21 protein-coding genes and 5 pseudogenes are annotated in these 24,070 nt (G+C 68.0%); 16 read left to right on the forward strand and 10 right to left on the reverse strand.

All coding sequences use genetic code 11. From position 1 onward, the window contains the following. Positions 1 to 423 precede the first annotated feature (423 nt). Positions 424 to 687 carry a hypothetical protein gene (locus tag ACGF3I_RS25215; RefSeq protein WP_393135683.1) on the forward strand — a complete coding sequence of 88 codons (264 nt, stop codon included), beginning with the start codon at positions 424 to 426 and terminating at the stop codon, positions 685 to 687. A 41-nt stretch (positions 688 to 728) separates the two neighbouring features. Here ACGF3I_RS25215 and ACGF3I_RS25220 read toward each other — a convergent pair whose 3' ends face one another. Beyond that, positions 729 to 1,193 carry an ATP-binding protein gene (locus ACGF3I_RS25220; protein WP_393135685.1) on the reverse strand — a complete coding sequence of 155 codons (465 nt, stop codon included), beginning with the start codon at positions 1,191 to 1,193 and terminating at the stop codon, positions 729 to 731. On the opposite strand from ACGF3I_RS25220, the pseudogene ACGF3I_RS25225 reads away from it, so the two are divergent. After that, a pseudogene (locus ACGF3I_RS25225) lies at positions 1,168 to 1,611 on the forward strand (ATP-binding protein); the annotation flags it as partial. The gene ACGF3I_RS25220 and the pseudogene ACGF3I_RS25225 sit on opposite strands and share 26 nt — an antisense overlap. A gap of 36 nt (positions 1,612 to 1,647) precedes the next feature. Here the strand turns inward: ACGF3I_RS25225 and ACGF3I_RS25230 are convergent. Further along, positions 1,648 to 1,860 carry a hypothetical protein gene (locus ACGF3I_RS25230; protein ID WP_355856619.1) on the reverse strand — a complete coding sequence of 71 codons (213 nt, stop codon included), beginning with the start codon at positions 1,858 to 1,860 and terminating at the stop codon, positions 1,648 to 1,650. Between the two features lie 509 nt (positions 1,861 to 2,369). On the opposite strand from ACGF3I_RS25230, the pseudogene ACGF3I_RS25235 reads away from it, so the two are divergent. Continuing rightward, positions 2,370 to 3,146, forward strand: a pseudogene (locus tag ACGF3I_RS25235) (DUF5915 domain-containing protein); the annotation flags it as partial. Positions 3,147 to 3,713: 567 nt separating this feature from the next. On the opposite strand, the gene ACGF3I_RS25240 reads toward ACGF3I_RS25235, so the two are convergent. Further along, complete coding sequence (locus ACGF3I_RS25240; RefSeq protein WP_393135687.1) at positions 3,714 to 3,869, reverse strand: hypothetical protein; 156 nt, start codon at positions 3,867 to 3,869, stop codon at positions 3,714 to 3,716. Here ACGF3I_RS25240 and ACGF3I_RS25245 point away from each other — a divergent pair. The 4 genes and pseudogenes from ACGF3I_RS25245 to ACGF3I_RS25260 all read left to right on the forward strand — a co-directional run. Then, a pseudogene (locus tag ACGF3I_RS25245) lies at positions 3,799 to 4,059 on the forward strand (protein kinase); the annotation flags it as partial. The gene ACGF3I_RS25240 and the pseudogene ACGF3I_RS25245 sit on opposite strands and share 71 nt — an antisense overlap. Before the next feature lie 140 nt (positions 4,060 to 4,199). Then, positions 4,200 to 4,358 (forward strand): hypothetical protein, encoded by a 159-nt coding sequence (locus ACGF3I_RS25250; protein WP_393135849.1) that lies wholly within the window; start codon positions 4,200 to 4,202, stop codon positions 4,356 to 4,358. Next, positions 4,325 to 4,498, forward strand: a complete 174-nt coding sequence (locus tag ACGF3I_RS25255; RefSeq protein WP_393135689.1) for a DnaJ C-terminal domain-containing protein — start codon at positions 4,325 to 4,327, stop codon at positions 4,496 to 4,498. The genes ACGF3I_RS25250 and ACGF3I_RS25255 overlap by 34 nt, the downstream gene beginning before the upstream one ends. Before the next feature lie 176 nt (positions 4,499 to 4,674). Continuing rightward, positions 4,675 to 5,187, forward strand: coding sequence for a hypothetical protein (locus ACGF3I_RS25260; protein ID WP_393135691.1), 513 nt, complete (start codon positions 4,675 to 4,677; stop codon positions 5,185 to 5,187). Between the two features lie 250 nt (positions 5,188 to 5,437). On the opposite strand, the gene ACGF3I_RS25265 is transcribed toward ACGF3I_RS25260, so the two are convergent. Beyond that, complete coding sequence (locus ACGF3I_RS25265; protein WP_393135693.1) at positions 5,438 to 6,250, reverse strand: class I SAM-dependent methyltransferase; 813 nt, start codon at positions 6,248 to 6,250, stop codon at positions 5,438 to 5,440. A gap of 349 nt (positions 6,251 to 6,599) precedes the next feature. On the opposite strand from ACGF3I_RS25265, the gene ACGF3I_RS25270 reads away from it, so the two are divergent. The 5 genes and pseudogenes from ACGF3I_RS25270 to ACGF3I_RS25290 all read left to right on the forward strand — a co-directional run bounded on the left by ACGF3I_RS25270 (position 6,600) and on the right by ACGF3I_RS25290 (position 11,212). Continuing rightward, the gene (locus ACGF3I_RS25270) at positions 6,600 to 8,084 is read left to right on the forward strand and encodes an ISL3 family transposase (protein ID WP_393135843.1); all 1,485 of its coding nucleotides are present in this window, start codon (positions 6,600 to 6,602) and stop codon (positions 8,082 to 8,084) included. Between the two features lie 189 nt (positions 8,085 to 8,273). Then, positions 8,274 to 8,606 carry a hypothetical protein gene (locus ACGF3I_RS25275; protein WP_393135695.1) on the forward strand — a complete coding sequence of 111 codons (333 nt, stop codon included), beginning with the start codon at positions 8,274 to 8,276 and terminating at the stop codon, positions 8,604 to 8,606. Next, positions 8,603 to 9,565, forward strand: coding sequence for a hypothetical protein (locus tag ACGF3I_RS25280; protein WP_393135697.1), 963 nt, complete (start codon positions 8,603 to 8,605; stop codon positions 9,563 to 9,565). The genes ACGF3I_RS25275 and ACGF3I_RS25280 overlap by 4 nt, the downstream gene beginning before the upstream one ends. A 92-nt stretch (positions 9,566 to 9,657) precedes the next feature. After that, a pseudogene (locus ACGF3I_RS25285) lies at positions 9,658 to 10,044 on the forward strand (ATP-binding protein); the annotation flags it as partial. 571 nt (positions 10,045 to 10,615) lie between these two features. After that, entirely contained in the window at positions 10,616 to 11,212 is a 597-nt protein-coding gene (locus ACGF3I_RS25290; RefSeq protein ID WP_393135851.1) for a hypothetical protein, read from the forward strand. Positions 11,213 to 11,340: 128 nt separating this feature from the next. Here ACGF3I_RS25290 and ACGF3I_RS25295 read toward each other — a convergent pair. The 3 genes and pseudogenes from ACGF3I_RS25295 to ACGF3I_RS25305 form a co-directional block, all read right to left on the reverse strand. Beyond that, positions 11,341 to 11,817, reverse strand: a pseudogene (locus tag ACGF3I_RS25295) (helicase associated domain-containing protein); the annotation flags it as partial. A 39-nt stretch (positions 11,818 to 11,856) separates the two neighbouring features. Next, a complete protein-coding gene (locus ACGF3I_RS25300) occupies positions 11,857 to 13,416 on the reverse strand; it encodes a trypsin-like serine protease (protein ID WP_393135699.1) in 1,560 nt (519 codons plus the stop codon). Positions 13,417 to 13,502: 86 nt separating this feature from the next. Then, positions 13,503 to 13,988, reverse strand: coding sequence for a hypothetical protein (locus tag ACGF3I_RS25305; RefSeq protein WP_393135701.1), 486 nt, complete (start codon positions 13,986 to 13,988; stop codon positions 13,503 to 13,505). Positions 13,989 to 14,392: 404 nt separating this feature from the next. On the opposite strand from ACGF3I_RS25305, the gene ACGF3I_RS25310 reads away from it, so the two are divergent. From ACGF3I_RS25310 to ACGF3I_RS25320, 3 genes are all read left to right on the forward strand, one after another. Continuing rightward, positions 14,393 to 17,701, forward strand: a complete 3,309-nt coding sequence (locus ACGF3I_RS25310) for an ALF repeat-containing protein (protein WP_393135703.1) — start codon at positions 14,393 to 14,395, stop codon at positions 17,699 to 17,701. A gap of 66 nt (positions 17,702 to 17,767) precedes the next feature. Continuing rightward, positions 17,768 to 18,157 carry a hypothetical protein gene (locus ACGF3I_RS25315; RefSeq protein WP_393135705.1) on the forward strand — a complete coding sequence of 130 codons (390 nt, stop codon included), beginning with the start codon at positions 17,768 to 17,770 and terminating at the stop codon, positions 18,155 to 18,157. Between the two features lie 17 nt (positions 18,158 to 18,174). Further along, positions 18,175 to 18,849 carry an AAA family ATPase gene (locus ACGF3I_RS25320; RefSeq protein WP_393135707.1) on the forward strand — a complete coding sequence of 225 codons (675 nt, stop codon included), beginning with the start codon at positions 18,175 to 18,177 and terminating at the stop codon, positions 18,847 to 18,849. Positions 18,850 to 18,952: 103 nt separating this feature from the next. On the opposite strand, the gene ACGF3I_RS25325 is transcribed toward ACGF3I_RS25320, so the two are convergent. Next, positions 18,953 to 19,234, reverse strand: a complete 282-nt coding sequence (locus ACGF3I_RS25325) for a hypothetical protein (protein ID WP_393135709.1) — start codon at positions 19,232 to 19,234, stop codon at positions 18,953 to 18,955. Between the two features lie 443 nt (positions 19,235 to 19,677). On the opposite strand from ACGF3I_RS25325, the gene ACGF3I_RS25330 reads away from it, so the two are divergent. Then, a complete protein-coding gene (locus ACGF3I_RS25330; RefSeq protein WP_393135711.1) occupies positions 19,678 to 19,848 on the forward strand; it encodes a hypothetical protein in 171 nt (56 codons plus the stop codon). Between the two features lie 484 nt (positions 19,849 to 20,332). On the opposite strand, the gene ACGF3I_RS25335 is transcribed toward ACGF3I_RS25330, so the two are convergent. Beyond that, on the reverse strand, positions 20,333 to 20,509 hold the full coding sequence (locus ACGF3I_RS25335; protein WP_393135713.1) for a hypothetical protein: 177 nt from the start codon (positions 20,507 to 20,509) through the stop codon (positions 20,333 to 20,335). A 145-nt stretch (positions 20,510 to 20,654) separates the two neighbouring features. Continuing rightward, positions 20,655 to 24,041 (reverse strand): hypothetical protein, encoded by a 3,387-nt coding sequence (locus ACGF3I_RS25340; protein WP_393135715.1) that lies wholly within the window; start codon positions 24,039 to 24,041, stop codon positions 20,655 to 20,657. Between the last annotated feature and the right edge of the window lie 29 nt (positions 24,042 to 24,070).

Genomic DNA, 24,070 nt, shown 5'->3' on the forward strand with positions numbered 1-24,070 from the left:
ATCAACACCAACCCACAACTCCCCTGGTCATTCCTCACCCACACAGGACTCACCATCCATCCACCACACCCACCAAACTTACGAAAAGATCAGTAAGCACGTGCACATGCGGCCCGCCAACAGCCCGTGATCAGCCGTGCCGCCCTGGCGGGGAAGCGGCTCTGCGACGGCTCCTGCTACCTGAGGCCTCACTGGACACGCTGCCGTCGCGCCGCGAGGCGAAGAGTTTAGGCGAAGTACAGTCCGCCGCACAGTGTGACCCGCATCAGCCAGGCCACCCGGGTAAGCAGAGGCTGATAGCCGAGGTCGACCCACTCCTGTGAACGCTCACGTAATTCCCCAGCCAGAAGTTCACGTAATTCCCCAGGCGCCCGGTCCGGTCCAGGCTCTCGGGCCGACGGCGCGGCTCGTTAGAGTGCCTGCGTGTCGAAGACCAGCGTGAGTAACGAGACAGGCAGCCTGCTCTGCCTCTGGGTGGAGCCGTGGGGAACTGATCACTGGATGCGGCCGGGCGAGGAGTTCAGCGTCGTGACCGAGACGGAGCCCGAGGAATCGCCGTTCAACGTCGTCGTTCATGATCAGGGCATCACGGTGTGGGTGAACTCAGGAAGCGACGCCGAGGTCTTCGACAAGAACGGCGATCCGGCGCCTTGCGGGCATCAGCGGCCCGCCGACGCCGGATCCTGACCGGCCGGCCCGCCGACGCCGGATCCTGACCGGCCGGGTCGTCAGGCGAGGGGCTTGACGGGCCTGTCGGTGGGGTTCTTGGGCCGCTTGTTCGGGCGGTAGCTGGGCCCGTTCATGATCACCTGGTGGCTGGTGTTGATGAGCCGGTCCAGGAGGGACTCGGCGACGACGGGGTTGGGGAAGAGGGGATACCAGTCGCTGGGCGCCCGGTTGCTCGTGATGATCAGCGAGCGTCCCTGCCGCTCGGAGACGAGTTCGTAGAGGTCATCGGCCTGGGCCGCGGACAGCTGTCGCATCGCGAAGTCGTCGAGGATGAGGACGTCGGGCCGGATGAGTTCGCGGATCCGTTTCTCCCAGGTGCGGTCCGCGTGGCCGCCGGCGAGGTCGGCGAGGATGCGGCTGGTCTTGGCGAAACGGACGTGGGCGCCCTGGCAGACGGCGAGGTGCCCGAGGGCCTGGGCGATGTGGGTCTTGCCGACGCCGACGGGGGTCGGCAAGACACACATCGCCGTCGCCCTGGCCGTCGCGGCCTGCCGGGCAGGCTACTCGATCTACTTCACCAGCCTCGACGACATGGTCCGCAACCGCAAGACCGCCGAGGAGACCGGACGGCTGTCCAGCAAGCTCGGCACCTACTTGCGGCCCAGCGTCCTCGTGGTCGACGAAGTCGGCTACCAGCCTCTCGAACGCGCGGAGGCGAACCTGGTCTTCCAGGTCATCTCCAAGCGCTATGAGAAGGGCTCCATCATCCTGACCTCGAACAAGACCTTCAGCGAATGGGGACAGGTGTTCGGCGACGAGGTCCTGGCCACCGCCATCCTCGACCGCCTCCTCCACCATTGCGACGTCATCTCCATCAACGGCCCCAGCTACTGGCTGAAGAACCGCCTCATGGCCATCGAGCGAGAGAACGACGTCGCTTAGGGAGAACCAGCCCTTGGCTGGGAGGCCCTTCCTGCCTCACTCGGGCTTCATTACCTGGGCCAGGCCCTCGGGGGTGTCCTTCACCTCCGGCGGCGGCCCCGGATTGCCCCGATAGGTCACACCGTCGATGGTCACCTTGCCCGTCGCTTCGGCCAGCGGCCGGTGTTCGGTCAGACCATCGGCCGGACCGCCGACGAAGGTCACCAGGACAGTGATCGAGTTCGGGTCCATCGAAGCTGTCGCCTCCACACGCTCTGCTCTACTTCACTCGGGCCTGCAGCACCGTCGCTGGAACCACTGCACCCCACGAGCGCAACCAGCAGGCCGGCGCAGCCCACCATTCTTCGGATCTGCATTCAGGCATCCTGCCAGGGCCAGGTCAGACGGCCTACGGCAGAGACGATCTTGTGACCTCGGCGCAGCCCGGACCCCGAACGCGCGCCATCAACTGGGGACGTTCATCCGTACGCAACTGGGGAGCTGAGGCCGTACTCCGACAGTTGCGGACCTGGTTCTGTCGACCCCGCGCGTGCGGGGATAGTCCCGGCCACAGGCCGCACACCTGCACGCTGGTGCCGTCGACCCCGCGCGCGCGGGGTCGACTTGACGTAGTGCCAGCGGGCCCGCGGTCCAACGGACTATCCCCGCACGTGCGGGGATAGTCCGCGAAGACGATGCCGAAGAGCCCCACCGCGAACACCACCGCGGGCCTCGATGTGGTGGGCGCCGCTGCACCTCGACGGCAAAGCCGGTATCAACCTGGTAGGCCTGCTTCCGCGATCGACCCCGCGCTCTCGCAGCAGATGGCGCTGGTCCGCCGCTTGGTGGAGCTGGGCCGGGCGACGCGTGCGGAGTCGGGCATCAAGACCCGTCAGCCGCTGTCCCGGGCGCTGGTCGCGGTGGCGGGCTTCGAGGCGCTCTCCCTCGAACTGCACGCGCAGATCACGGAGGAGCTGGAAGTGTCGTCGCTCGCCTCGCTCTCCGAGGTGGGCGGCTCGCTGGTCGACACCACGGCGAAGGCCAACTTCCGGGCACTGGGCAAGCGGTTCGGCAAGGGCGTCCAGGACGTGGCGAAGGCCGTGGCCGCGGCGGATGCGGCGGCGCTCTCGGCCTCGCTGCGGGACACCGGCGCGGCGGCGGTGGAGGTGAACGGCGAGCAGGTCTCGCTGACCCCCGACGAGGTCATCATCACCGAGACCCCGCGCGAGGGCTGGTCGGTGGCCTCCGACTCGGGTGCGAGGGTCGCCCTTGATCTGGAGATCACTCCGGAGCTGCGGCTCGCGGGCCTGGCCCGTGATGCGATCCGGCTGATCCAGGAGGCGCGCAAGAACAGCGGGCTCGATGTGGCGGTCCGGATCGCGGTGCCCTGGCAGTCCTCCGACCCTGAGGTCTCCTCGGCCCTGTCGGCCCACGCCTCCCTGATCGCGGACGAGGTCCTGGCCACGGACTACGCCCCGGGCGCTGCGGACGACTCCTACGGCGCGCCCTTCACGGACGAGCCCCTGTCCCTGACGTTCCGCCTCCGCAAGGTGTAGCGCCCTCTGAGAGCGGCCCGCTCCTCCCCGGCCGGGGGTGGGCCGCTCTCGGCTATGCGACCAACGGTGCAGAGAGCATCACATCACCCGCGCTGCCCGAGCTGGCTCGTCGCGGCACCACCGGTGACTATCACCCAGGCCGCTGCCTGAGCGACCTCCTGACTGTCGTCGCCCGGGTCTGACGCGAAGCACACCATCGCCCTGGCCCACCACACCGCGTCCCTTGACCGGCTGGATGGCCTTGAAGCCGTAGGGCCAGGCCTTTCCCTGGGCCACGCGGCCCGGGCCCTCAAACCCCTGGCCCGCGAGCTGGCCGCCCCCGTCATCGTCACAGCCCCGCTGTGGGCCGTCTCGCGGCGACCACACTGGATGCCGGCTGGAGGACCTGCACGACGAAATCGCCTTCGCTGCGGACACCGTGATCCTGGTCCACCGCGAGGACGCGTACGACCGGACGTCTCGGCCCATGGAAGCCGACCTCGTGGGTGCGAAGGCGCGGAGCACCCGGCCCACCATCGCCGCCGACACGTCGGCGGCCGGGAGGTCCGGTCATGGGCTGTCGCGGACTCATGTGGGTGCGATGTCGGTAAAGCGCGTGTAGTAGGCCTGGAAGGAGAACATCCTGATCAGGTCCAACGGCACAGCCACCGCGGTGGACTTCGGCATCACCAAGAGCAGCGACGGCCGCAACGACGTCACCACCACCGGCGTCCTGATCGGCACCCCCGCCTACACGGCACCCGAAGCCCTCGCCGGCACCTTCGACCACCGCTCCGACCTGTACTCACTCGGCTGCGTGCTCTACGAGATGGTCACCGGCCGCCGCCCCTTCACCGGCACCTCCTGGCACCTGGTCAACCAGCACATCAAGGAACAGCCCGCACCACTGCGCACCCTGCGCCCGGACGCGCCCGTTCAGCTGGAGCGCTCGTTAGCCAGCTCCTGGCCAAGGACCCCGCCCAGCGGCCGGCCTCAGCGCGCAAGGTCCGGGACGTCCTCAAGGAGATCAACGACCGGAACTTCGGGACCACCCCGCCCCGCCGCGGCCGGGACATGGCGCACGACATCAACGTCAGCGCGGCAGAAGCCGCAGACGGCGCGATCATCCCGCTGCGGTTCACCACCCGCACCGCCTGCCCGGCCTGCGCCATCAGGACCGACGAAAAGGCGGCACGGGCGTGCGCGACCTGCAAGGGGGAGGGCAGATCGTGAGCGAGCAACGCACCTACAAGGTCCGCCTCCCCGCCGGCATCAGGGACGGCCAAGAGGTGCGGCTCAGGGAACTGGGCGAGCCGGGGAAGAACGGCGGCGCCCCTGGGGACATGTACGTGACCGTGCACGTTGACGCCTGAGCGGCCTCCTCGGACCCGGCCGGCTGCCCGGCGCGTTCGCGACCGGATGAACCGCTGTGCCTCAATGCCGCTGATGGCCCCATGAGTTGGGAGGAAGGGCGGGGACTCGGTGCGCGGCGACAGGCGGCAAATTCAGACGGCAGTCCGCCGAGCGCGCCGCCCTGCTGCGCAGCGCCGTGAAAGCCGCTGACCGGCAGAGCGTGGCCCGGGCCCAGCAGGAGAGCGTGCAGGAAAAGGCACGTACCGACCCGAAAAGCCTCGCGGAGGGCGAGCTTGAGGCCGCGCGCGAGGAGTTCGAGCAGGCGCACCAGGAGTGCAGCGACCTGTGCTGGGGCGGTGTCGGCGGAGTCCGCCGGATCGGGCAGGCTGGTGAGCGCTATCTCGCCGTCGAACTTGACGCGCTCGCCCAGCGTGCAAGCGCGCTGTATAACGACCTCGCCGGCACCGCCGCCTTCACCGCCTGGCGCGCCCGGCACGTCACTGCCGATCCGCTCTACGACCTGTGGCTGGATGGCGGGTTGAGCATGTGGCATGCCCCGCCGGTCCTCTATTCCGATGAGGACGCCTTCTACGCCGCTTGGGAGCATCGTGACCTCGCTGCGGCGCGGAAGGTGCTTCTGGAGATCCGCCCGGGTGCCTCCCTGGGCAGCGGGATCGGCGAGGTCGCCGCCCGTCTGCGCCCCCTGTAGCCGAAGCCGGGCAGGGGAGAGGACCCGTGATCGTGTGAACGCCGGCGGTGATGAGGATCTGCGAAAACCGGCCAGGCCCGCTCTCGATTCCCCACTTGGTTGAGCGTGCATCGAAAGCCGGAGTGCCGTCCCCGTATGGTCCGGCGTGGATGGTCTTCGTCGGCCCCACTCGGACGGTTTGTCCGGCCCCTTCGAACGGTCAGCGGGTGACTGCTTCGCCTGCTACTGGCGAGCAGTACCGGGGCAGCCGTTATCGCTGAGATGAATCACGCTCTGAGGCTGTAGCACGGGCGGCAATGACAGCCTCGGTTCGGACACGCTCGTCAAACGGTCCGCCGTCGGGAGCGAAGGTGTTCAGGGCCTGGCGGAGGTCCTGCTCGAAGGCCGCCCGGTCGGGGCCGAGTGCGGCCGGGCTGGTGAAGCTGTAGGAGAGCTGAAGACCGACGATCTCGTCCACGTTGCGGCTGATCGTCCGGTCCCAGTGGACCTCCTCGATCCGGGAGAACGGCGAGCGAAGCAGGACCTCCTGGTGACGCACGTCGGGGTATCCGGCCGGCCCGGATCCCCGCAGGCGTTCCGGGGTCAGGTGGCGGCGGCGGACCTCCTCGACCACGTGCAGCCAGGGCGGCGGTTCGAGGTCGTCGTGCTGGGCACCGCAGTTCGCCAGTACCACCGCGCCTCCGGGCTCGATCAGGGTGTCCAGGTCGCGTAGCAGCCGTTCCCGGTCCGTCCAGTGGAACGAGGCTCCCATCACCGTCAGCAGCACCGGTCCGACGTCCATCGCGAGGAGCGTCTCGGAGCTTCCGGGTCGCCAGTCGATGCCGGTCACCCCGACCCGGGCGGCGAGTCGGCGGCCTTCGGCGAGCATGGCAGGCTCCGGATCGACGGCGATCACCTCCCGCAGGAGGGGAGCCAGCGGCAGCGTGAGAGCCCCGCTGCCCGCCCCCAGGTCCAGCACGCGCTGGGAGCCGTCCAGAGCGAAACGCCGGCCGAGCAGAGCGAACAGACGGGGGTCGTACGCGGGCCGGAACCTCGCGTAGTACGGCACCGTCGAGGCAAACAACCCACCAGGCGAAGGCTTCACGGCTCCATTGAAGACCACCCGCCAGCGCGGGCCGATCCGGCCACCGTGATCATTCTCGGTGTTGACCGCTGCCCGCCTACTGCTCGCGGCTGGCGACGGGCCTCCTGCTGGCCAATCAAGTGAGCAGGTCTGTCCCGTACCCGAGCAGGGGGTGGGGATTTTCAAGGTTCTGACCGTGATTCCGTGAATTCCCAGGTCAGAGAATGCATGCAGGAACGTTCCTCCCGGGGATTACTCGATCATGGGGGCTGGATCGCTCGAAGATGTGTTGTTTCCCGGGATCGATGTGCGGTTGGAGCGGGTGAGCATCTCCGCCGAGGTGCTTTATATGGAGGCAGCCGCCTGCGGTCCGCCACCTCGGTGTCCCGGCTGCCGGGCGACGGCGAGGCGGGTGCACTCTGCGTATGAACGTAGTCTCGGCGAACGCCCTCTCGGTGGGCAGCAGTTGGTTGTCCGTCTGCGGGTGCGGCGGTTCTTCTGCGACCGGTCTTCATGCCAGCGCCGTACCTTCGTCGAGCAGGTCGACGGGCTGAGCGAGCGGTATCGACGCTCCAGTCTCGGCCTGAAGCAGTGGCTGCGGGCCGTCGCCATCGAGCTCGGTGGCCGGCCCGGCGAACGGCTGTGCCGCAAGCTGCACTTGGCTGCGGGTCGCAGCCGGCTGCTGGAACTGCTCGAAGCACCGCCGGTCGCCGGCCCGGCCCCGCGAGTGCTCGGGGTCGATGAGTTCGCGTTTCGCCGCGGGCGCCGGTACGGCACGATCCTGGTCGACGTCGAGGCCGGTCATGTGGTCGATGTGCTGCCCGACCGCACTTCGGAGACCTTCGCCGCCTGGCTGACCGCTCATCCAGGGGCGGAGATCATCTGTCGCGACCGGGCCAGTGCCTACACTAAGGCGATCAAGGAAGTCGCCCCGGCTGCCCTTGAGGTCGCGGACCGCTGGCACCTGCTTCAGAACTTCTCCGATGCCGTTGAGCAGACCTGCCATCAGCATCGGCCGTGCCTGAAGAAGCACGCAGAAAGGGGAAGCGAACGCCCGATCCAGATGCCGCTGGTGGACGCCTTGCCACCCACCCGCATCGTGCAGCGCGTCCTTCACCACCATGCCGAAGTCACGCGCATGGTCGCGGCCGGTCACCCGGTGAGCGACATCGCCCGCCGCCTCGGCCTGGACCGCAAGACCGTCCGTCGCTACCGGGATACCAGCCTTGATCACCTTCTCGACAGTGCCCGAGACCGTCGCTCCGAGCGGTTGGACGCCTTCAAGCCGTATCTCCAGCAGCAGTACGCCGCAGGCATCACCGACGGCCGCACGCTATTCCGGCAGATCCGCGAGCGGGGATACGGCGGCGGATACTCGACCCTCACCCTCTACTTGCGGACCCTGAAAGCCGGAACGGCCCCGGCCGCACCTGGGGAGATCCCGAGTCCGCGCCGAATCACCGCATGGATCATGCGCAACCGCGACTGCCTCAGCACTCAAGAGGTCGAGCACCTCGACCAGGCCCGCCTCGCATGCCCAAACATCGCGCGGGCCTGCGACCTCGCCCGGGCATTCACCGACCTCGTCCGCAACCGCCGAGGCCAACTGTTGCCCGCCTGGATCCGCCAGGCCGAACAATCCGACGTCGCCCCGGTCGCAAAGTTCGCGGCGTTCCTCCGCCAGGACTTCGACGCCATCACCGCCGGTCTCACCCACGAGTGGAGCTCCGGCAAGGTCGAGGGGCATGTCAATCGTGTCAAAACGATCAAGAGAGCCATGTACGGACGAGCCGGATTCCGACTCCTCCGGACCCGCATCCTCACCCGGCCATGACTTTCACGGAATCGCGGTCAGAACCAGATTCACCGAGCCCCATCAGGGGTGCCCGGACGAGCCTAGGGCGCCTGCCCCCATCGCACCTGCTCAAGGCTCTGTGTCAGGGCGGAGTTCGGGTTCGTCAGCCATGGCACGCAGGATCGCGACGGTCTGAGCGTCGGTGAGCACGGCCCCAGTGGCCCGGCGATGGGCATCCTCGGCAAGGGCGGCGAGACGGCCGTCGGCGCCGCGCTGATCGCGCTCGTCTTCATCCTCGATCACTCGGTCTGGTGGCTGGTCCTGCTGGCCCCGCACTCCGCGGGCACGGTGGCCGGCTGCTTCCGGAAGGTCGACGTCGAACAGCACCGTGACCGCCGTTTCGGAGCCGTCGGACTGCACGTGGTCGCGCTCTTGATGGCCCTCATCAGCCTGAGCGTGATCAGCCGGTGGTTCATCATCGCCGCCGCTATCGGCTGGATGCGGGTAGGCGGGTCCACAGCGGACAGCACGGACATGGGCCCGAAGGAGTCGCGACGGTGAGCGAGGACTACGGCCACCAGGTCCGCCGGCTGGAGAGCCGGACCGGCGGGATGGAGCACGAGTTGCACTCGCTGCGCTCGAAGCTGGGGGAGGTCGAAGACCTCGACTACGAACTGCGCGACATCCGCGGCGACATCCGCAGCCTCGAGGACGACCTCAGCACCGTCCGTAACGACCTCACCGAGCTGGACGACGACGTACGCGCCGACATCCAGGACACCGAGCAGGCCCTCAAGCGGCTGACCGGCCGCGTCCAGGCCCTCGAAGCGCACCCGCTCGCCGCGGGCCCAGCCCCACTCGCCGGCCTCGACACCACCGACCTTGAGCGGAAGAAGCTGGCCAGGGCTGCCAGCCACGGCTGGAACGTACGCGCTGGCCTGCTCCCCGGACACCAGCGCGAGGCTCACCGCCTGAAGGTCCGCGAGTACGAAGGAGCGGTCGAAGAGCGTGACGAGCACCGCGACAAGGTGGTGGAGGCTGCGGGCGTCCTGGCCAGTCAGCCGCGTACGTCCCGCGAGTACAAGCAGGCCGTCTGGGACTTCGGCATGTCCCGCCCTCTTGCTGAGCAGCACGATCAGCGGTCCAAGAGGCTGGCCGGCCCCGCTCAGAGGGCTCGGGCCGCACTGGCCCAGGAGGACACTCTGAGGCAGGCGAAGGCATCGTTGAGCGAGCAGGGCGACAAGGCGGAGCGGAAGCTGAACTGGCTGCTGCGCGGCCGCCTGGCCGACGCGGTCCGCGACCGCGCCCTGCCGCCCATGTGGTTCGTGACCGTCCTCGGTCCCGTGCCGCCGGCGCACAAGACCCAGACGTGGTTGGACCTCGCCACCCAAGTCCTGGCCTACCGGGTCACCTACGGGATCACCGACCAGGTCGTCGCGCTCGGACCTGCGCCCGACGAGTACCTGCCGCGCCGCACCGAGTGGCACGGCGAACTCGTCAAGAATCTGCGCCGCTGGTAACGGGCCAGCTGTCGCACCGTTGCGCGTGGCAGCAGCCCCCTATCACGCAAGGCGATGTGTACCGAACTGTGTGCAACCGGTACGGTCACCGCATGTCTGGGGAGCACAGCACACAAGACGCTGCTCGCGGGGGAGTTGGCGTGGGGGTGGTCGAGACCGGCCTGCCCACGCAGAGCGGACCGCCGCTGACGGAGTTCGAGCTGTCAGCCGGCGAGCGGAAGACCCTGCAGTTCAAAAGGAAACCGCAGATCACGGCCGTCGCTGAACTGGTGTGGAACGCTCTGGACGCCAATGCCACCGAGCTCGACGTCGAGCTGCGCCGATCCAGCATGAAGGCAATCACCGACGTCGTGGTGACCGACAACGGCCACGGCATGACACCCGAGCGAGCCCGCACCGCTTTCCAGGCCTACGGCACCACCTGGAAGACCAGCAGGACACATACCGAGGGCGGAGAGCGGATCCTGCACGGCCGCAACGGCGAGGGCCGCCTCTTCGCCTTCGCCCTGGTGGACCAACTTGCCTGGGAGTCGGCGGCCGTAGTTGACGACACCCTGGTCGGCGTCAGGATTCGAGGTAACGCCGACCACGCCACCATCTGGCAGGTTGAGGAGACTGACCCGCCCGGGAGAAGCCCGGCACGACCGTCCGGATCTCCCGTGCCCCAGGGCAAGCCGCTCAGCCGCCTGGAACGCGACGACGCCGCCAATCTCACGGCGAAGCTGGCGTTCTACCTCCGCGCCCACCCACACGTGCGCGTCACCTTCGACGGCAGACGGCTCGACCCCAGTGACATCATCGTGGGCGAACCCGTCGACCTGGAATTGGACCTGCCCCAGGAGTACGCCGACGAGGACCCGCCTCCGGTCGTCACATTCGTTGAGTGGAACAAGCGGATGGGCGACCGCAAGATGCTCCTCTGCAACGCCGACGGCATCGCCCTCGGAGAGCACGGCAGTGACTGGTCCGACGGCATCATCAGCTTCACCCCCTACCTGCGGACCAACCTGTTCAACGGCCCCTCCCGCCGAGGATCTGCACGGCCTGACCATGTCCCACTCCGGACTCCTGGACGCGGCAGTCAAGGCCGTCCAGCAGCACCTGGCGGTCCGCGGCGCCCAGATCTCGGCAGAAGTCGTGCGACAGCTCAAGACCGAGGGCATCCACCCCTACGACGACCAGCCAGCCACCGGGGCACTGGCCATAGAGCGCCAGACCTTCGACGTCGTCGTCACCGCCGCCCGTCACGCCCTGCCCAACCGGGGACCAGCACGCAACCTCTCCGTCAACCTCATCCGCACCGCCCTGGAGAGCAGCCCCGGTGACCTCCACGCCACTCTCGAGAAGGTCCTGGCCCTCAGCGACGACGACCGCCGACACCTGAAGAACCTGCTCGACAGCACCGACCTGACCCACGTCATCGGCGCGGCCACCACGGTCACCAACCGCCTGAATTTCATCCAGGCGCTGCGCAAGATTCTCGCCGACGAACACCTCCGCAAGAACCTGCGCGAGGTCGACCAGCTTCACCCCATGCTCAACAAGAACCTGTGGCTGTTCGGCGAGGACTGGCACATGACCAGGAGCGAGCTGGGAGCTGGGACTCACCAACGTCCTCCAGGCTCACCCGGAAGACCACCTCGGTGAAGACGTCGTCCTGGAACACGAACTTGAAGCCGTGACCCAACCGGACGGGCGCAGCGGCCGGGTCGACATCCTGATGTTCCCCAGCCGCCGGGACGACAACTCCAACGAGCGCCTCGACGACGGCGGTGTCAGGCCCAGACAACGCCCAGCTTTCGTAGGGCGTCGCGCTGTTCCACGGTGAGCTTGTCCCGCCGGCTCTTGGTATTCGAGAGCCACACCCCCAGCTTCACCGGCACCGTCTCGCCATCGACTACCACGTCCACCACCGCGCCGCGCGGGACGGACCGCTGCCCCTCCGTCTCCACTCACTGCTTCAGGGCGGCCAGGCCCCGCTGGAACGCGGCCTCCGCCTTGCTCCCCGGCTTCTACGGCCCCTCAAGGGCGGCGGCCAGCGCCGGACGGAGCTCCGCCGGGGCGGCGGCCACCACAGGGAGGGCCGCGCCCCGCACGCCCAGTGCCTCCAGGCGCTCGCGCTGCTCGGGCATCAACTGCGCCCACGTGCCCGGCTCCTGCTGCCGCCACCGCCACGTCCCGATGTCATCGCCCTCGAACGTGACGCCCGGCGCGATGTAGGGCAGGACGCCATCGGCGTCGACCAGGTCGGCATCAAAGCCACGTCCGGAGCGGAGCTCGACAGGCGGGGGTCAGCGAATGGTGGGCCAGGCGTTGGTGCCGGTGGTGATGGAGCCCTGACCATTGCCCCGGTAGAAGTTGAAGCGCTGCTGGTTGTTCCACAGGCCGCCCATGTCGGTGTTGCCATCGCCGTCGAAGTCGCCGGAGAGGATGACGGGCATGGTGCCCCAGCCCTTGTCGGGCCACATGGCCGCGGCGTTGTCCAGCCCGCCGCTGTTGTTGCCGTGGTAGCGCAGGAGGCGGCCATCGCCGGCGAGGGCGACGACGTCGTCGCGGTCGCTGCCGGTGAAGTCGCCCGCGGTGATCCTCTGCATGTACTGCCAGGAGTTGTCGCGCCACATGTTGCGCTTCTGACCGTTCAGGACACCGTCGGCAGCGGTGCTGTAGGCGTATATGGCGCCCTTGGGGCCGCCACCCCAAACGGCGAGCAGGCCGTCTCGGCCGGAGCTGTCGGCCTTGAACCGGGTGAGCTGGAGCATCTGGCTCCAGTTTGTGCCGTCCGGCCACATGCGCTTGGCCGGGGCCAGCGTCTCCCCGGCTTGGCCGGCATAGAGCTGGAGGCTGCCGCCGGGCCAGATCGCGGCGATGTCCCCGCGCCCGTCACCGTTGAAGTCACCACCGATGATTTTCGTGACGTTCTTCCACGATCCGTCCTGCTTCCACAGCGGGCGCCCGTACTCGAATGTGCCGTCGCTACGGGCGTAGAAGGCGTGCAGATTGCCGTCCTTGGTAACGGCGGCGACGTCGGTACGGCCCTGACCGTTCGGGTTGAAGCGTCCGGTGGTCATCACAGCGGTGACGTCGGGGACCAGGGTGGCAAGACGGACCTGTCCCACCCAGCCGGCCACGTCATCGAGGCGCGTATTGGCAGCTGCGGTACGGGTCTCCTTGGCGTCGGTGCCGATGCAGCCGCCCTGCCAGGAACGGGAATTGACTGACACCACTTCGTAGCCGCCGCTCGGCTTGGTGCGCAAGGCGGGACCTCCGGCGTCGCCCTGGCACAGGGCGGCGTGTGCGGAGCCGTCCAGTTGCATCGTCGTGGCGTCCACGGTGCGAATGGTGAGGTCGGTCTGGTGGAGACGGTCAGGTACCCAGGCATCGGCGGTACGCCCGAACCCCAGCGCCCTGATCCGGTCACCCGGCTTGGGAGCAGTGGTGGCGATGGGCAGCGGTGTGACGCCCACGATCCGCTGGGCGAGCTTGACCATCACCACGTCCCGGTCCGCGCGCGGCACCAACTCCACCGCCTCCTGGACGCTGGCGCCGGGTTGGGTGAGGTCGGTGCGGCCGACCGTGACGGTGGTCTTCTGCTTCGGCGGGCCCGCCTTCACCGTGTCTGTTCCGTCGGCGAAGCAGCTGGCGGCGGTCAGCACCCACTCGGGCCCCACCAGCACCCCCGAGCAGGCACGCCGGACATTGCCGACCTGTAGCTGGGCGGTCGCGGCGTACGCGGCGTCGGTGGCCTTGTCGCCGACCAGGGCGTCGACGGGAGCCGCGGTGACCAGGCTCGCGGCCGTCATCGCGGTCAACGCGGCGGCGGCACCGGCCGCACGGGCACAGGGTGAGGGCATGACGAATGTTCCTTTACCGTGATGAAGGCAGTGGCGCGCAAGAGGAGCACATGCCGGGGCGCGGTCGGGGTTCCGCGCGACAGCGGTTACTTGCTGGTGCGGATTTCAACAAGGGTGTGGTCGCGGCCCTCGGGGTCGGTGGTCTCGCCGATGCCCTGCCAATCGTTCTTGCCGACGTCGTAGGACTTGGTCTTGTCGTCGACGGTCATGTCGATGTGCGCCTTGTGGTCGGTGGTCTGCACTCCGGTGACGGCGGGGACCTCCAGACTGAGATAACCGGTATCGCCGATGGTGCGGAAGCAGAAGTCGTCCTTGTCGCGGCCGATGAACTTCATGAGCTTCGGATCGCTGTCGCATTCGGCCAGGACGATGTGTCCATCGCCGCGTTTGAGTTTGAGGTTCTTCTCCTTGAGGATCTTTTCCGCGTCCGGATAGCCGAAGGTCTCCACCGTCGAGGGCATCGCCGCATCGGCACTCTTTCCCGAGCCGGCAGATCCGGTGTCGCGGTCGGGGCCGTCAGCGGCGGCTATCCCTGCGGCCAGCAGGCTGCACATCGCCGCGGCGGGAATCATCCACCGCCACCGTATACGCATCACTGAAGAAGCCCTCTCTGGAGTTCGCGGGTATGAGGATGGGCCGCCGACCGGGACAGCAAGGCTCGCCTGGGGCGGCGTCAGTTTCAACAATAAGCACAGGAGTTGACGAGCTCACTGGCGAGTTGACTGTGATCAACATCAACCCGCTCCAGATCTCTGCCAGTTCGGACAGCCCCGTGGGACCAAAGACCTGGCTCCAAAACTGCACGTCAGGACAGCATCCCGGACATCTCTTAAGCGCCACGGTGAGCGCCGCACGGGCCTTTGGTCCTTGATTTACCCGAGACTTAGGCGTGATGGGGTTTCCGATGTCGGGCTTCAGACAGATCCGCCCGAATCCCTTTCCCTGCCCATCTTTCTGAGGATGGTGACACCCCATCATGAAACGGTCCAAGCGGCCCCGCCACACCCTGTCCGGTGTGCGGGCCAGGAGCGCGGCGGTCATTGCGCTCAGCATGGCGACGGTGGTATTCGGAACCACCGTGGCGCAGGCAGCGCCTCCCAGTCCCACCCGAGAACCATTGCCGGCCAACAGCCGCGCGCAGGCGGTCGACGAGTGGCTTGCGGGCGGGAAGGGCGTGAAGCGCGAAGCCACCAAGGCCCTGCTCGGCGGCGATGAGGAGCTGCGGAAGTTCTTCACCAGCGGCCTGCACAAGGCAAGCGTGGAAGACGCCCGGGTCGCCATCCTGAAAATGCTCCCCATGGCAGACAAGGGCGTCCTGGCGGCCGCGAACAAGGCCATGTCCGGCACCGACCAGGACGTGCTGGACTTCGTGAAGTCCGGCTACGAGAAGCCGCTGCAGGACGATCGCAGGGTCTCGGTACTGCGCGCGATGGACGGCGCCGGCCGCGCGGTCAACCGCGAGGGACAGAAAGCGCTGAACGACGGCAGCGCGAAAGCGCTGGACGACTTCCTCGACAAGGGACTGGCCAAGGCCACCTTCGAGGACAACCGCGTCACCGTCCTCGCATTGATGAACTCCGGTGGCCCGGCCATGAAGGAAGCCGGGAAGCGGGCCATGAACGGCAGCCCGGAAGACCTGCAGGAGTTCCTCGACTCCGGCCAATACCTTGCCCAGGCGCGCGACCAGGAGCTGATGACGGTCAGCCAGCTCGCCCAGGTCGCCGTCGATGCGGGCAAGCGGGCCAAGACTGAGACGCAGGCGGCCAAGGACGCGGCCGACCGCGCCGAGCAGGCAGCCACCCTGGCCAAGCAGGCAGCCCAGAAGGCCGCAAAGGAGACCGAAGCAGCCAAGGGCGACGCGGACAAGGCCGGCGCCGCCGCCGGCCGCGCCGCCGCAGCCGCCGAGGGAGCGGCCGCCGCGGCCCGCAGCGCGGTATCCGCCTCCAACACCGCCGTCGCCGCGGCCCGTACCGCCGCGACCGCCGCCTCCAACGCGGCCGCCGCATCGGCTGCAGCCGGGCGGGCCGCCGCCTCGGCGTACCGGTCGGCGAACGCGGCGATCGCGGACCGCAACAAGGCAGGCGACGCACGCAAGGCCGCACAGGCCGCACGCGATGCCGCAACCGGTGCTCGAACCGCCGCTGAAGCCGCTGCCCACGCCGCAGACGCCAGCGACGCCGCGGGCAACTCCGCCTCCGCAGCCGCGCGAGCCGGCCAGAACGCGGCCGCCGCGGCAGATGCAGCCGCCACCGCGAGCGAGCAATCCGGCGTCGCCGCCAGTGAGGCGGCACGCGCCCGCGAGGCAGCGGCCACCGCGCGGGCCGCGGCCACCCAGGCCACCCGCGCCGCCGGCCGCGCCCAGAGCCTGGCCTCGCAGGCCGCCACCGCCGCCCGTCAGGCACGGACGTTCGCCACCTCGGCAGCCGAGCACGCCGAAGCAGCCGCCCAAGCCGCCGACGACGCGGCCGCCCACGCCGGAGAGGCCGACAAGGAGGCCAAGAAGGCCACCGCCCATGCCACCGCCGCCCTCAAGGCAGCCGACGACGCCGCCAAGGCGACCAGGCAGGCCGAGAGCGTGGACAAGACGGCCCGGGAAGCCGAGCAGTACCAGCTCGAACAGGACGAAGCCACCGCCACCGAGCAGGCCAAACTCCTCAAGGACATGCCGCAGGCCACGCTGCCGGACACCGAGATCCGCACCCAGGACCAGCAACTGGACGCCGACACCAAAAAGCTCCTGGCGGACGCGACGGAAGCAGCCAAGACTGACGGTGCCAAGGGCGCGGAGATCGCCCGCAAGGCCGCCCTCAACCTGCTGCAGTCCAAGGCATCATGGACACCCCACGCGGCCAAGGACGCCCTCGCCGGCGACGACACGGATGCCTTGGACTGGCTGAAGACCAAGCGCACAGCAGCCGCCCAGGAAGACGACCGTGAAACCGCCGTCACCCTGGCCGGCGTAGGTAACGAGAAGACGGCCCAAGCCGCCAAGAAGGCTCTGGCCTCCACCCCCGAGGCTGTCAAGCAGTTCCTCACCCACGACGGCTACGAGGCACAGAAGGACGACTACCGCATCCAGACCCTCCGTGCGAAGCAGGGGGCGGGCAAGGGCGTCATCGAGGCCGCCACCAAGGCCCTCGACGACGGTTCCGCCAAGGCCCTGCAGCAGTTCCTGGCCGTCACCTACCCCAAGGTACGTGCCGACGACAACAAGGTCGAGACGCTGCGGATCATGGAAAAGGGCGGGCCGAACGTGCAGTCGGCCGCCCGCATCGCACTGGCCGGGCCCGACTGGATGCGCGAAGCCTTCGTAACCCGCGTCCAGTACAAGGCCGCCGCCGCCGACCAGGCCACCAACGCCCACGTCGAAGCCGTCCGCACCCAGATCAGCATCGCCGCCAAGGCCACCGCCCAGGCCTACGAGGACGCCCAGACCGCCCTCGAAGCGGCCGAACGCGCCCGCGGCGCAGCCGCCGAAGCAGCCAAGGCCGCCGCCGCCGCCAAGAAGTCCGCACAGGAAGCCACCGAACACGCACAGCGTGCCAAAACCAGCGCCGACGCAGCCGACAAATCCGCCGCCCAGGCCGCCGAATCCGCGAAGCAGGCCAAGACCGCCGCCGCCACCGCGAACAAGGCGGCCCGGCAGGCAAACTACGCAGCCAACAACGCCACCGCCTCCGCCCAGCAGGCCGCCAGCCACGCCGCCAGCGCCGCATCATCCGCCGCCACAGCCCGACAGGCAGCCATCGACGCCGGCAAGGACGCCACCGCCGCACGCCAGGCCGCCAACGAAGCACACAGCATCGCGGTCGCCAAGCGCCAGCAGGAACAACAAGCCGCCGCCGAAGCCGCCCGCAAGCAGGCCGAGGAGAACGCCAAAAACAACTACAAACCCCAGGACGACCCCAAGAACGAAAAGGTCAACGAGCCCGAAGACGAAGGGAAATCAGAAACAGCCAAGGACTGGGCCGGACGGCTGTCTCAGGCGAGTGCGTGGGTAGGGGCAGCCTCCGTGGTGGCGGCATTCACCCCTTGGGCTCCGGTCGCCGTGCCGGTGACCGTCGGCTTGTCCTGGGCGCTTGGTATCAGCAGCACCATCGCCACCGGAATCGGCTACGGGTGGACCAGCCAAGAACTCCGGCAATCGGTAGGTAGTCTCGCTCTCAGCGCCGCCACAGCCGCCACGGGATCATTTGCCGCAGCGAGGATCGCTGGCCAGTATGGAAAGAAAGCAGCAGAGGCAGCCTGGGGAATAATACCTTCCGTCATGACCTGGTTCTCCTGACCAGATGAGCACCCTGTGGTCTGGCGGGTCCGCCGATCCGCCAGACCACAACCCCGAGGAGCCTTCGTGGAAGCACCCCATGTCACGCTGACCATCTGGTGGCTTGCCGCTATCACTGGCACACTGATTTTTCTGCTCTATTTCATGCCGATCATGCCCAACCGGCAACAGCAGCGGAACATATGCCTTGCCCCAGCTGCAGGCGCTGCTGCACTTGTGTTGTATGCGGTGTTCCGTCACGAGTCGATCCAGACGCTACTGCCCATGTACACGGCAATCGTTGTGGCCTTCCCTCTGGGGCTGATCGGCCACAGACGCGATATGAAGGAGAAGCTGCGGGACCGGGAGGTGAACGGCCCAAGCCGTGAGAATGAGCCTTCCATTGGCTCGACTATCCAGGTCCTGGTAGCGCTATTCGCTTGTGGCAGTGCTGCACTTTTGTACGTGAATCTCTAGCGCTGGAGATCGCTCCGGTGCGCGTGCTGCACATCGACGCGGAGAACGCGGACTCCCAGGCCCGCCCGTGGCTGCGCCGCATGCAGCACGCAGCCATCGAGGAAGGCGCGCCGGCCGAGCGCGGCCGATTCGCACTGCGGATGATCCCGGAGAGCCTGGACGTCACTCAGGCCGCCGACCGCTCGTGGCTGGCCCGCATGGTCGGGCAGACCCAGCCGGACCTGATCAGCATCGGGTCCCTGTACAAGCTCACCGTGAACGGCGAGAGCGACGAAAAGGCGGCGCGCCCGGTGATGTCGGCGCTGGAGATGATGCACACCGTGTCCGGCGGCGCCGCCATGCTCATCGAGGCGCACGCCCCCCACGCCCAGCCGGGCGGGCGGCGGGACCTGCGCCCCATCGGGTCGTCGTTGTGGCTGCGGTGGCCCGAGTTCGGCTTCGGCCTGGCGCCGGCGTCCGAGCCCGGCGCGGCGGAACCCCGCCTCATGGACTGGGTGCCCCGGCGCGGCGCGCGCTCCGAACGCTCCTGGCCCGAGCAGTTCTGTCAGGGCGTCACCTGGCCGTGGCAGGCGATCGAGTACGCGGGCAACGCCCCGGTCGGAGTCCGGACGCGCACCGCCGACCAGGCAACCGCGCTCGGCCTCGATGTCCCGCACCCTGCCGAGGCGTTCGAGCAGAGCGAGGCGTTCTGAGCCCCTGAGCGCCTCTCTGCCGCCCTCCCGCCCCGCCCGGTTCCTTCCGGGCGGGGCAGGGACTTTTGGGCCGTCAGGGAGGCGTACAGCGGCGCGGGTTGTGTCATGGGCGGAGGTTGACGAGCTTGACCACGCCGATGACTCCGAGACCGATGGCCACCAAAGCCCCCACGCCCTGGAGCGCGGGCAGCACCTGCGGGTGCTCGGTGAAGACGTAGAAGGCGAAGAGCAGGCCCAGAACCGCGACGGCGGCGGTGACGGCCTGGAGGGTGCGGCGCAGCGAGGCCTCGGCCGGGCTCGGCTCCGGCGCTGCGGGCGGCGAGGCCGGCGGCTGCACCGCGGGAGCCGGGCTCGGGTTGGCGGCGGGGTTCGGGTGGGTGGTCATGGCGTCCTCTCAAGTCGGTCGTGTGTACGGCGGGTTGTGGAGCTTGGCTACGGGGAGCGGGGGCCAGATTCCAGCCGGGAAGACAGGTATTCAAGCGTTCGCGAAAATCCGTTGAAACCCAGCTCAGAGCACGTGCGGGAAGGATTCGCGAACCGTTGAATACATGGCTGACTCCTGGTAGGCGGCCCGGTCCTCCCGAGCCGGGCATCACGATGGCGAGCCAGGTAGTTAGCCCCGCAAGTCCCTGCGGCAGCTGCTGCCGTGCCCGTCTGGCGCAGCCACCAACGAGCGCGCGCCCTGGCGGGTCTGCCCCCCGGTCCCCTGACTCGTTCCGCCGTGAATCGACCGGACCAAAGAGGAAACGTGAGACATCGTCAACTCGGTTGCCAAGCCGCGCCCTTGCTCGGGATTCTGAATTCACCAGAGACCCAAAGGAAGTAAAAATGACCAGGTTCAACACCGCCGACGACTTCCGCCACGAGAAGAGCGAATGGGAATCAATGATCACGAAGCGCCGAGAAGTTCTGGAAGAAGCGCGCGAGTCGGGAGATCAGGGGTATGTGAAACTCGCAGAGAAGCGGTTAGACAGCGCGCTCGACGGCTACTCACTGTGAGTTCTCATTCTCGCTGTAGTAGAGAACGGTCTCTGACCTGCGATGCGGCAGGTGGCTGAGAGGTGTCTTGGGCAGTTCTTTCGTGTCGTAACGGTGTTTGACCTGCGCTGCAGCAAGTTGGATGAAGAACCCGCAGATGTATTGAGAATCCTGGGGTCCAGCTGAGGATTCTTCGCCGCTCGCGCGGGAGGCAGCTGGCTCCGTCCTGCCTGGGCGGGGGGCAGCTCGCAGACCACCGGGGAGCGCCTTCGCTGGGTGAAGTCGGGAATTGGCTCAGTCCTGCCTGCGGCGTTGGCCGTACTGGAGCGTGCCCAGGGCTCGGGGATAGAGGTGGGGGCGATCACCGGCCCGGCGAGGCCTTCGCTTACGGAGCGCACAACTTCCTGATCTTGACCTTCAGGGGACCTCAGGTAACGGGAGACGTCCGCACATTCGGCTGGAGGAGTTCCGACGCTTCACCCGCTATCGGTCCTTGTGCTGTGAATCAGCCCGGATCCGCGGAGATCGAGTCGAGTGCGAGATCCCGTTCCCCGGCCTTGGGGCTCTGGGGCCAGTGCGTGAGCCAGTACGCCAGCTCGGCCACGGGGAGTAGTTCCTCGGACCACGGCGCGCGGTCGTCGTCCCAGACGGTCAGCTCCGCGTCGATGTCCGGGAGCAGCACCGCAAGCGGCCCTTCGGCCCGGCCGGGAACGCGTCGCGATGGCCAGCTCACCTGACGGTGCGACCGTTTCTGATCGCTGGGGCCCCTGTATCTGCTGGCCGTAGCCGGTCGGCCACGGCAATGACGTCATGAGACGAGGCGCTGCTCACCAAGTTCGGCGGGCGTCGAAAGTGAGGTCTTCTCTGCGGACTGAGTCGATCTGTCTGTTTGCGTAGTCCTGCAGTGCGGCGTACAGCCGCTCCTCCGGGGAGCCGGTGCGCAGCGTCGCCCGGACTTCCGTGGCGCGCTGCAGGATCTCAAGATCTTGCGGGTACGGTTCGCCGGGGGATGTCGATTTTGATCCGTCTGTCACGGAGCTCATCAGCCTGCCGCCGACCTTGCGGTACAGCTCCTCCGAGAGCTGGATGGCGGCGCTCAGCACCTCGGCCACGAACTGGGGCTCCTCCCAGAGGAGTCCGCGATGTGCGCCGCTCAGCAGTGGCGCAACAGCGTCTATCCGCTGGTGCTCACCCGACCTGAACACCTCCAGCAGCACGTCACGTGCGGCACTGTCGTACACGTTTCCGGTGACGGTCGCGAAGAGCTTGGTGCCGTACAGCTCGCGCCGCCAGGGATGCTCACGCTCTTCTTCGAACCATCGCGTCACCCTTCGCAACAGCTCGACGCGGCGCGGGCTGTTCGTGAAGGGGGATCGAGCATGCCAGGCGAAGGGCAGCGGATCGAAGCCCGGCTTGGGATCCTGCTCCCACGACTCCAGCCGTGCCAGCAGCAGGTCCAACGCTTCGTCTTCGTGACTTTCCGACAGTGCCGCGATGGCCGACTTGACTCGATGGTCATCGATCGTCCGTGTCTTGGCCAACTCCGCCAGACACCATTTCCGTTGCTCCGGAGTGAACTCGGACCACGACAGGCCGGCCGGGCCGATGAAGGCCCAGCAGAAGTCCGCCGCCCCGCGCGCCAGACCGGAGAACGGAACTGAGCAGACAAGCGCGATGGCGTCTTCGCGCGAAGCCGCATTGCGGATCATCGAGACGGCCAGGCGCAAGACATCCGTGCCCACGGGGCTGTCGGCACGGATGGCCAGCTGACGGGCAATCGCGAGTTCGTGCGGATGCAGTACGTCCCCTGCCGCCAGCCGTGCCGCGCTGGCCCGGAGCACGGCGCGGACCGGTGCGGCACGACTGGCGTCCGCAAGTTCCGCCGCCATCTGCCAGGCGGCGTCGGGCTCGTCCTTCCACAGGGCTTTCAACGCCTGCGGAAGGACGAGCTCCGCTGTGATGTCGCTGCACTCCAGGGCCCCACGGATGATTGCCGCCGCACGCATAGGTCGTTCCGAGGCCATGCCGGCGATGAGGGCCGTGCAACCTGGCGGAACCTCGGCGAATATCTGCATCCCTTGCTCCAGCAGGTCGCGCAAGACGTCCCAGGCCGTGGCGTCGTCCCAAACTGTGGCCTGGGAGGATGCCTCGGCCAGGCGACGGCTCCAGCTGTTCTCGGTCGCTTCGTAGTCGTAGTCCTCGCCTACCGACCATTCGTGGCAGTCGCTGTGCAGCAGTACGGCAAGCCGGTGCGGAAGCGAGTCGGGCAGGGCTTCCAGGACTCCGCACGCTGCGGCCGCAGCGTGCGGAGTCCTGGAAGCCACATGCCAGTGGACCGACCGCCGCACGGCCAGCGCCACCAATGGTCCTGGCCGGACTTCACGTGTGCGCGCGGCCAACGCCTCCAGGGCAGGCACCAGCCAGTCTGCGAACTGCCCGACCTGGCCGCTGAGAGCCTCCGCGAAACTCCGTGCCGCCACGCCCGCCCTCATACGGTCCGCCGAGCCGTACGCCTCGAGCAGTACCCGGTACGCCCGGTCGCGCACTGGCGCCACACGCTCAGCCAGCACTGGCAGACGCGAGATGGTGAGCGTCCGGCCGTCGAACTCGTGGCCCTCCGCCACGGGTTCGAAGATCCGGTCCAGCAGGGCGAATGGCATTCGGTCGGCGGGGCGCACCGGGCCTTGGCGCGCCCATCGGGCGACCGCTTCGACCACCGCTTCCTGGTAGAGCAAGGGCTTGTCGGGTGAGTAGGAGGCGAGGTCGCTCAATAGCCCGAGTGCCGACTGGGAGGACGAGCGGAGGGGGCGCATGTCATGCTGTCCGAGTTTCCACAGCAGGTCGAGGGCCTCACCGAGATGCTCGGGGTCCTGCGCAACCGCAGCCAGCACTGGAGGAACGTCGTCCAGCAGGCGAGGCGCATCGGCCGGGCCAGCCTCCACCTCTGGACGCAGGAGGCCGAGGACGCGCCGTGGCTGGAACGGGGCGATGTTGCGTATGACCTTCAGGAGCCGGCTGCGGGTCGAGGCATCGCCGTCGGTGTACTCCTGTTCGATGGTGTGCCACAGCGGCTCGAAGGGGGACCGGCCGGTCGGCCTGAGCCGGCTCCACTGCCAGTCCACTCGGCCAGCGTTGACCAGTACGTTTGTCAGCGGTTCTCCGTCGGTCTCGGCCAGGACGTGCTCGAGGAAGCCGGTGGAGGCGCCGGTGTCCGGATTGATGGCGGCCTCGGCCAGCAGCACGTCGCCCAGGAGATCAGGAAGGATCCGGTGCGAGGCACCCCTGCGTGCCAGCACTCCGCTGCTCACCAGCCGGCGCAGCTGGACGTGGAGGACGCTGTCAGGGGTGCCGAGCAGTGCCGCCATGGACTTGAGGAAGCACGGGACATCCGTGCGCACGGGCTGCAGAGCCGCGACGGTGTGCAGCACGGCTCTTTCCTGGTCGCGAGTCGCCGGGTCCGTCAGAGCCGTTTCGATGAACGCTTCGACTACCTCCCGGTGCAGGCGGGCATCGCTCTCCATCCGCTGGGGATCGAGCCTGCCGCGCGCGATCTCCACCGCGCTGAACACCAGTAGGAACGGTGAATCACCCACGGTCGCGGCAAGCCGGCGAGCCAGGTGCCGCTTTGCCTCGCCGAGCGCCTGTTCTGCGAGTCGGGAGGCATCTCGCGTCGAGAGTTCGCCGAGTTCCCACGTGGAAACCCGCGCGTCGTCCACCCGCAACTGCCTGAACGTCCCCCTGAGTACTGTCGTGCCGGACGGTCGGGTGGAGACGACCAGGACGGCCCCGGGCCGTTCACGGCGGAGTGCCCGGATGATCGCCGCCAACTCTTCGGGACGTTGGTGGGCGTCCTCGATGATGACGAGCAGGCTGTCGTGTTGAGGCAGTTGCTCAACAGCATGCTGATGTACGCCCTCGGTGGCGAGCAGCACTTGCACGACGCCTTCAGAGCGGCGGGCGAACTCTGCCGCGAAAGTCTGCAGCACACGGCTCTTGCCGCCGCCTGCCGCGCCCACGAGGACACCGAGCCTGCCCTCGGTTTCGTCATCAGCCAAGGCGAAGGAGAGCAGTTGTTCGACGAGATCGGATCGTCCGACCAGGTCCCAATGATGGCTGAAGTATGCGGCAGCCTGCGGATCGTTGAACGCTTCCCGCGGTGTGAGCCACGGATTAGGCGCGCTGGAATCCGCGTGAAAGTACTGATTAACCGTCAAATTACCGTTCTGTACTGCGTTTGCCGTGC

This window comes from Streptomyces sp. NPDC048111 (genome assembly GCF_043202815.1).
In the GTDB taxonomy this organism is placed as follows: domain Bacteria; phylum Actinomycetota; class Actinomycetes; order Streptomycetales; family Streptomycetaceae; genus Streptomyces.

What these genes read in the sequence shown, in the direction of transcription:
- ACGF3I_RS25220 (WP_393135685.1), bottom strand. Translation starts at nt 1,193, where the DNA reads ATGTGTGTCTTGCCGACCCCCGTCGGCGTCGGCAAGACCCACATCGCC.
- ACGF3I_RS25250 (WP_393135849.1), top strand. Translation starts at nt 4,200, where the DNA reads ATGGCGCACGACATCAACGTCAGCGCGGCAGAAGCCGCAGACGGCGCG.
- ACGF3I_RS25270 (WP_393135843.1), top strand. Translation starts at nt 6,600, where the DNA reads ATGGAGGCAGCCGCCTGCGGTCCGCCACCTCGGTGTCCCGGCTGCCGG.
- ACGF3I_RS25275 (WP_393135695.1), top strand. Translation starts at nt 8,274, where the DNA reads ATGGGCATCCTCGGCAAGGGCGGCGAGACGGCCGTCGGCGCCGCGCTG.
- ACGF3I_RS25290 (WP_393135851.1), top strand. Translation starts at nt 10,616, where the DNA reads ATGTCCCACTCCGGACTCCTGGACGCGGCAGTCAAGGCCGTCCAGCAG.
- ACGF3I_RS25300 (WP_393135699.1), bottom strand. Translation starts at nt 13,416, where the DNA reads ATGCCCTCACCCTGTGCCCGTGCGGCCGGTGCCGCCGCCGCGTTGACC.
- ACGF3I_RS25305 (WP_393135701.1), bottom strand. Translation starts at nt 13,988, where the DNA reads ATGATTCCCGCCGCGGCGATGTGCAGCCTGCTGGCCGCAGGGATAGCC.
- ACGF3I_RS25310 (WP_393135703.1), top strand. Translation starts at nt 14,393, where the DNA reads ATGAAACGGTCCAAGCGGCCCCGCCACACCCTGTCCGGTGTGCGGGCC.
- ACGF3I_RS25325 (WP_393135709.1), bottom strand. Translation starts at nt 19,234, where the DNA reads ATGACCACCCACCCGAACCCCGCCGCCAACCCGAGCCCGGCTCCCGCG.
- ACGF3I_RS25330 (WP_393135711.1), top strand. Translation starts at nt 19,678, where the DNA reads ATGACCAGGTTCAACACCGCCGACGACTTCCGCCACGAGAAGAGCGAA.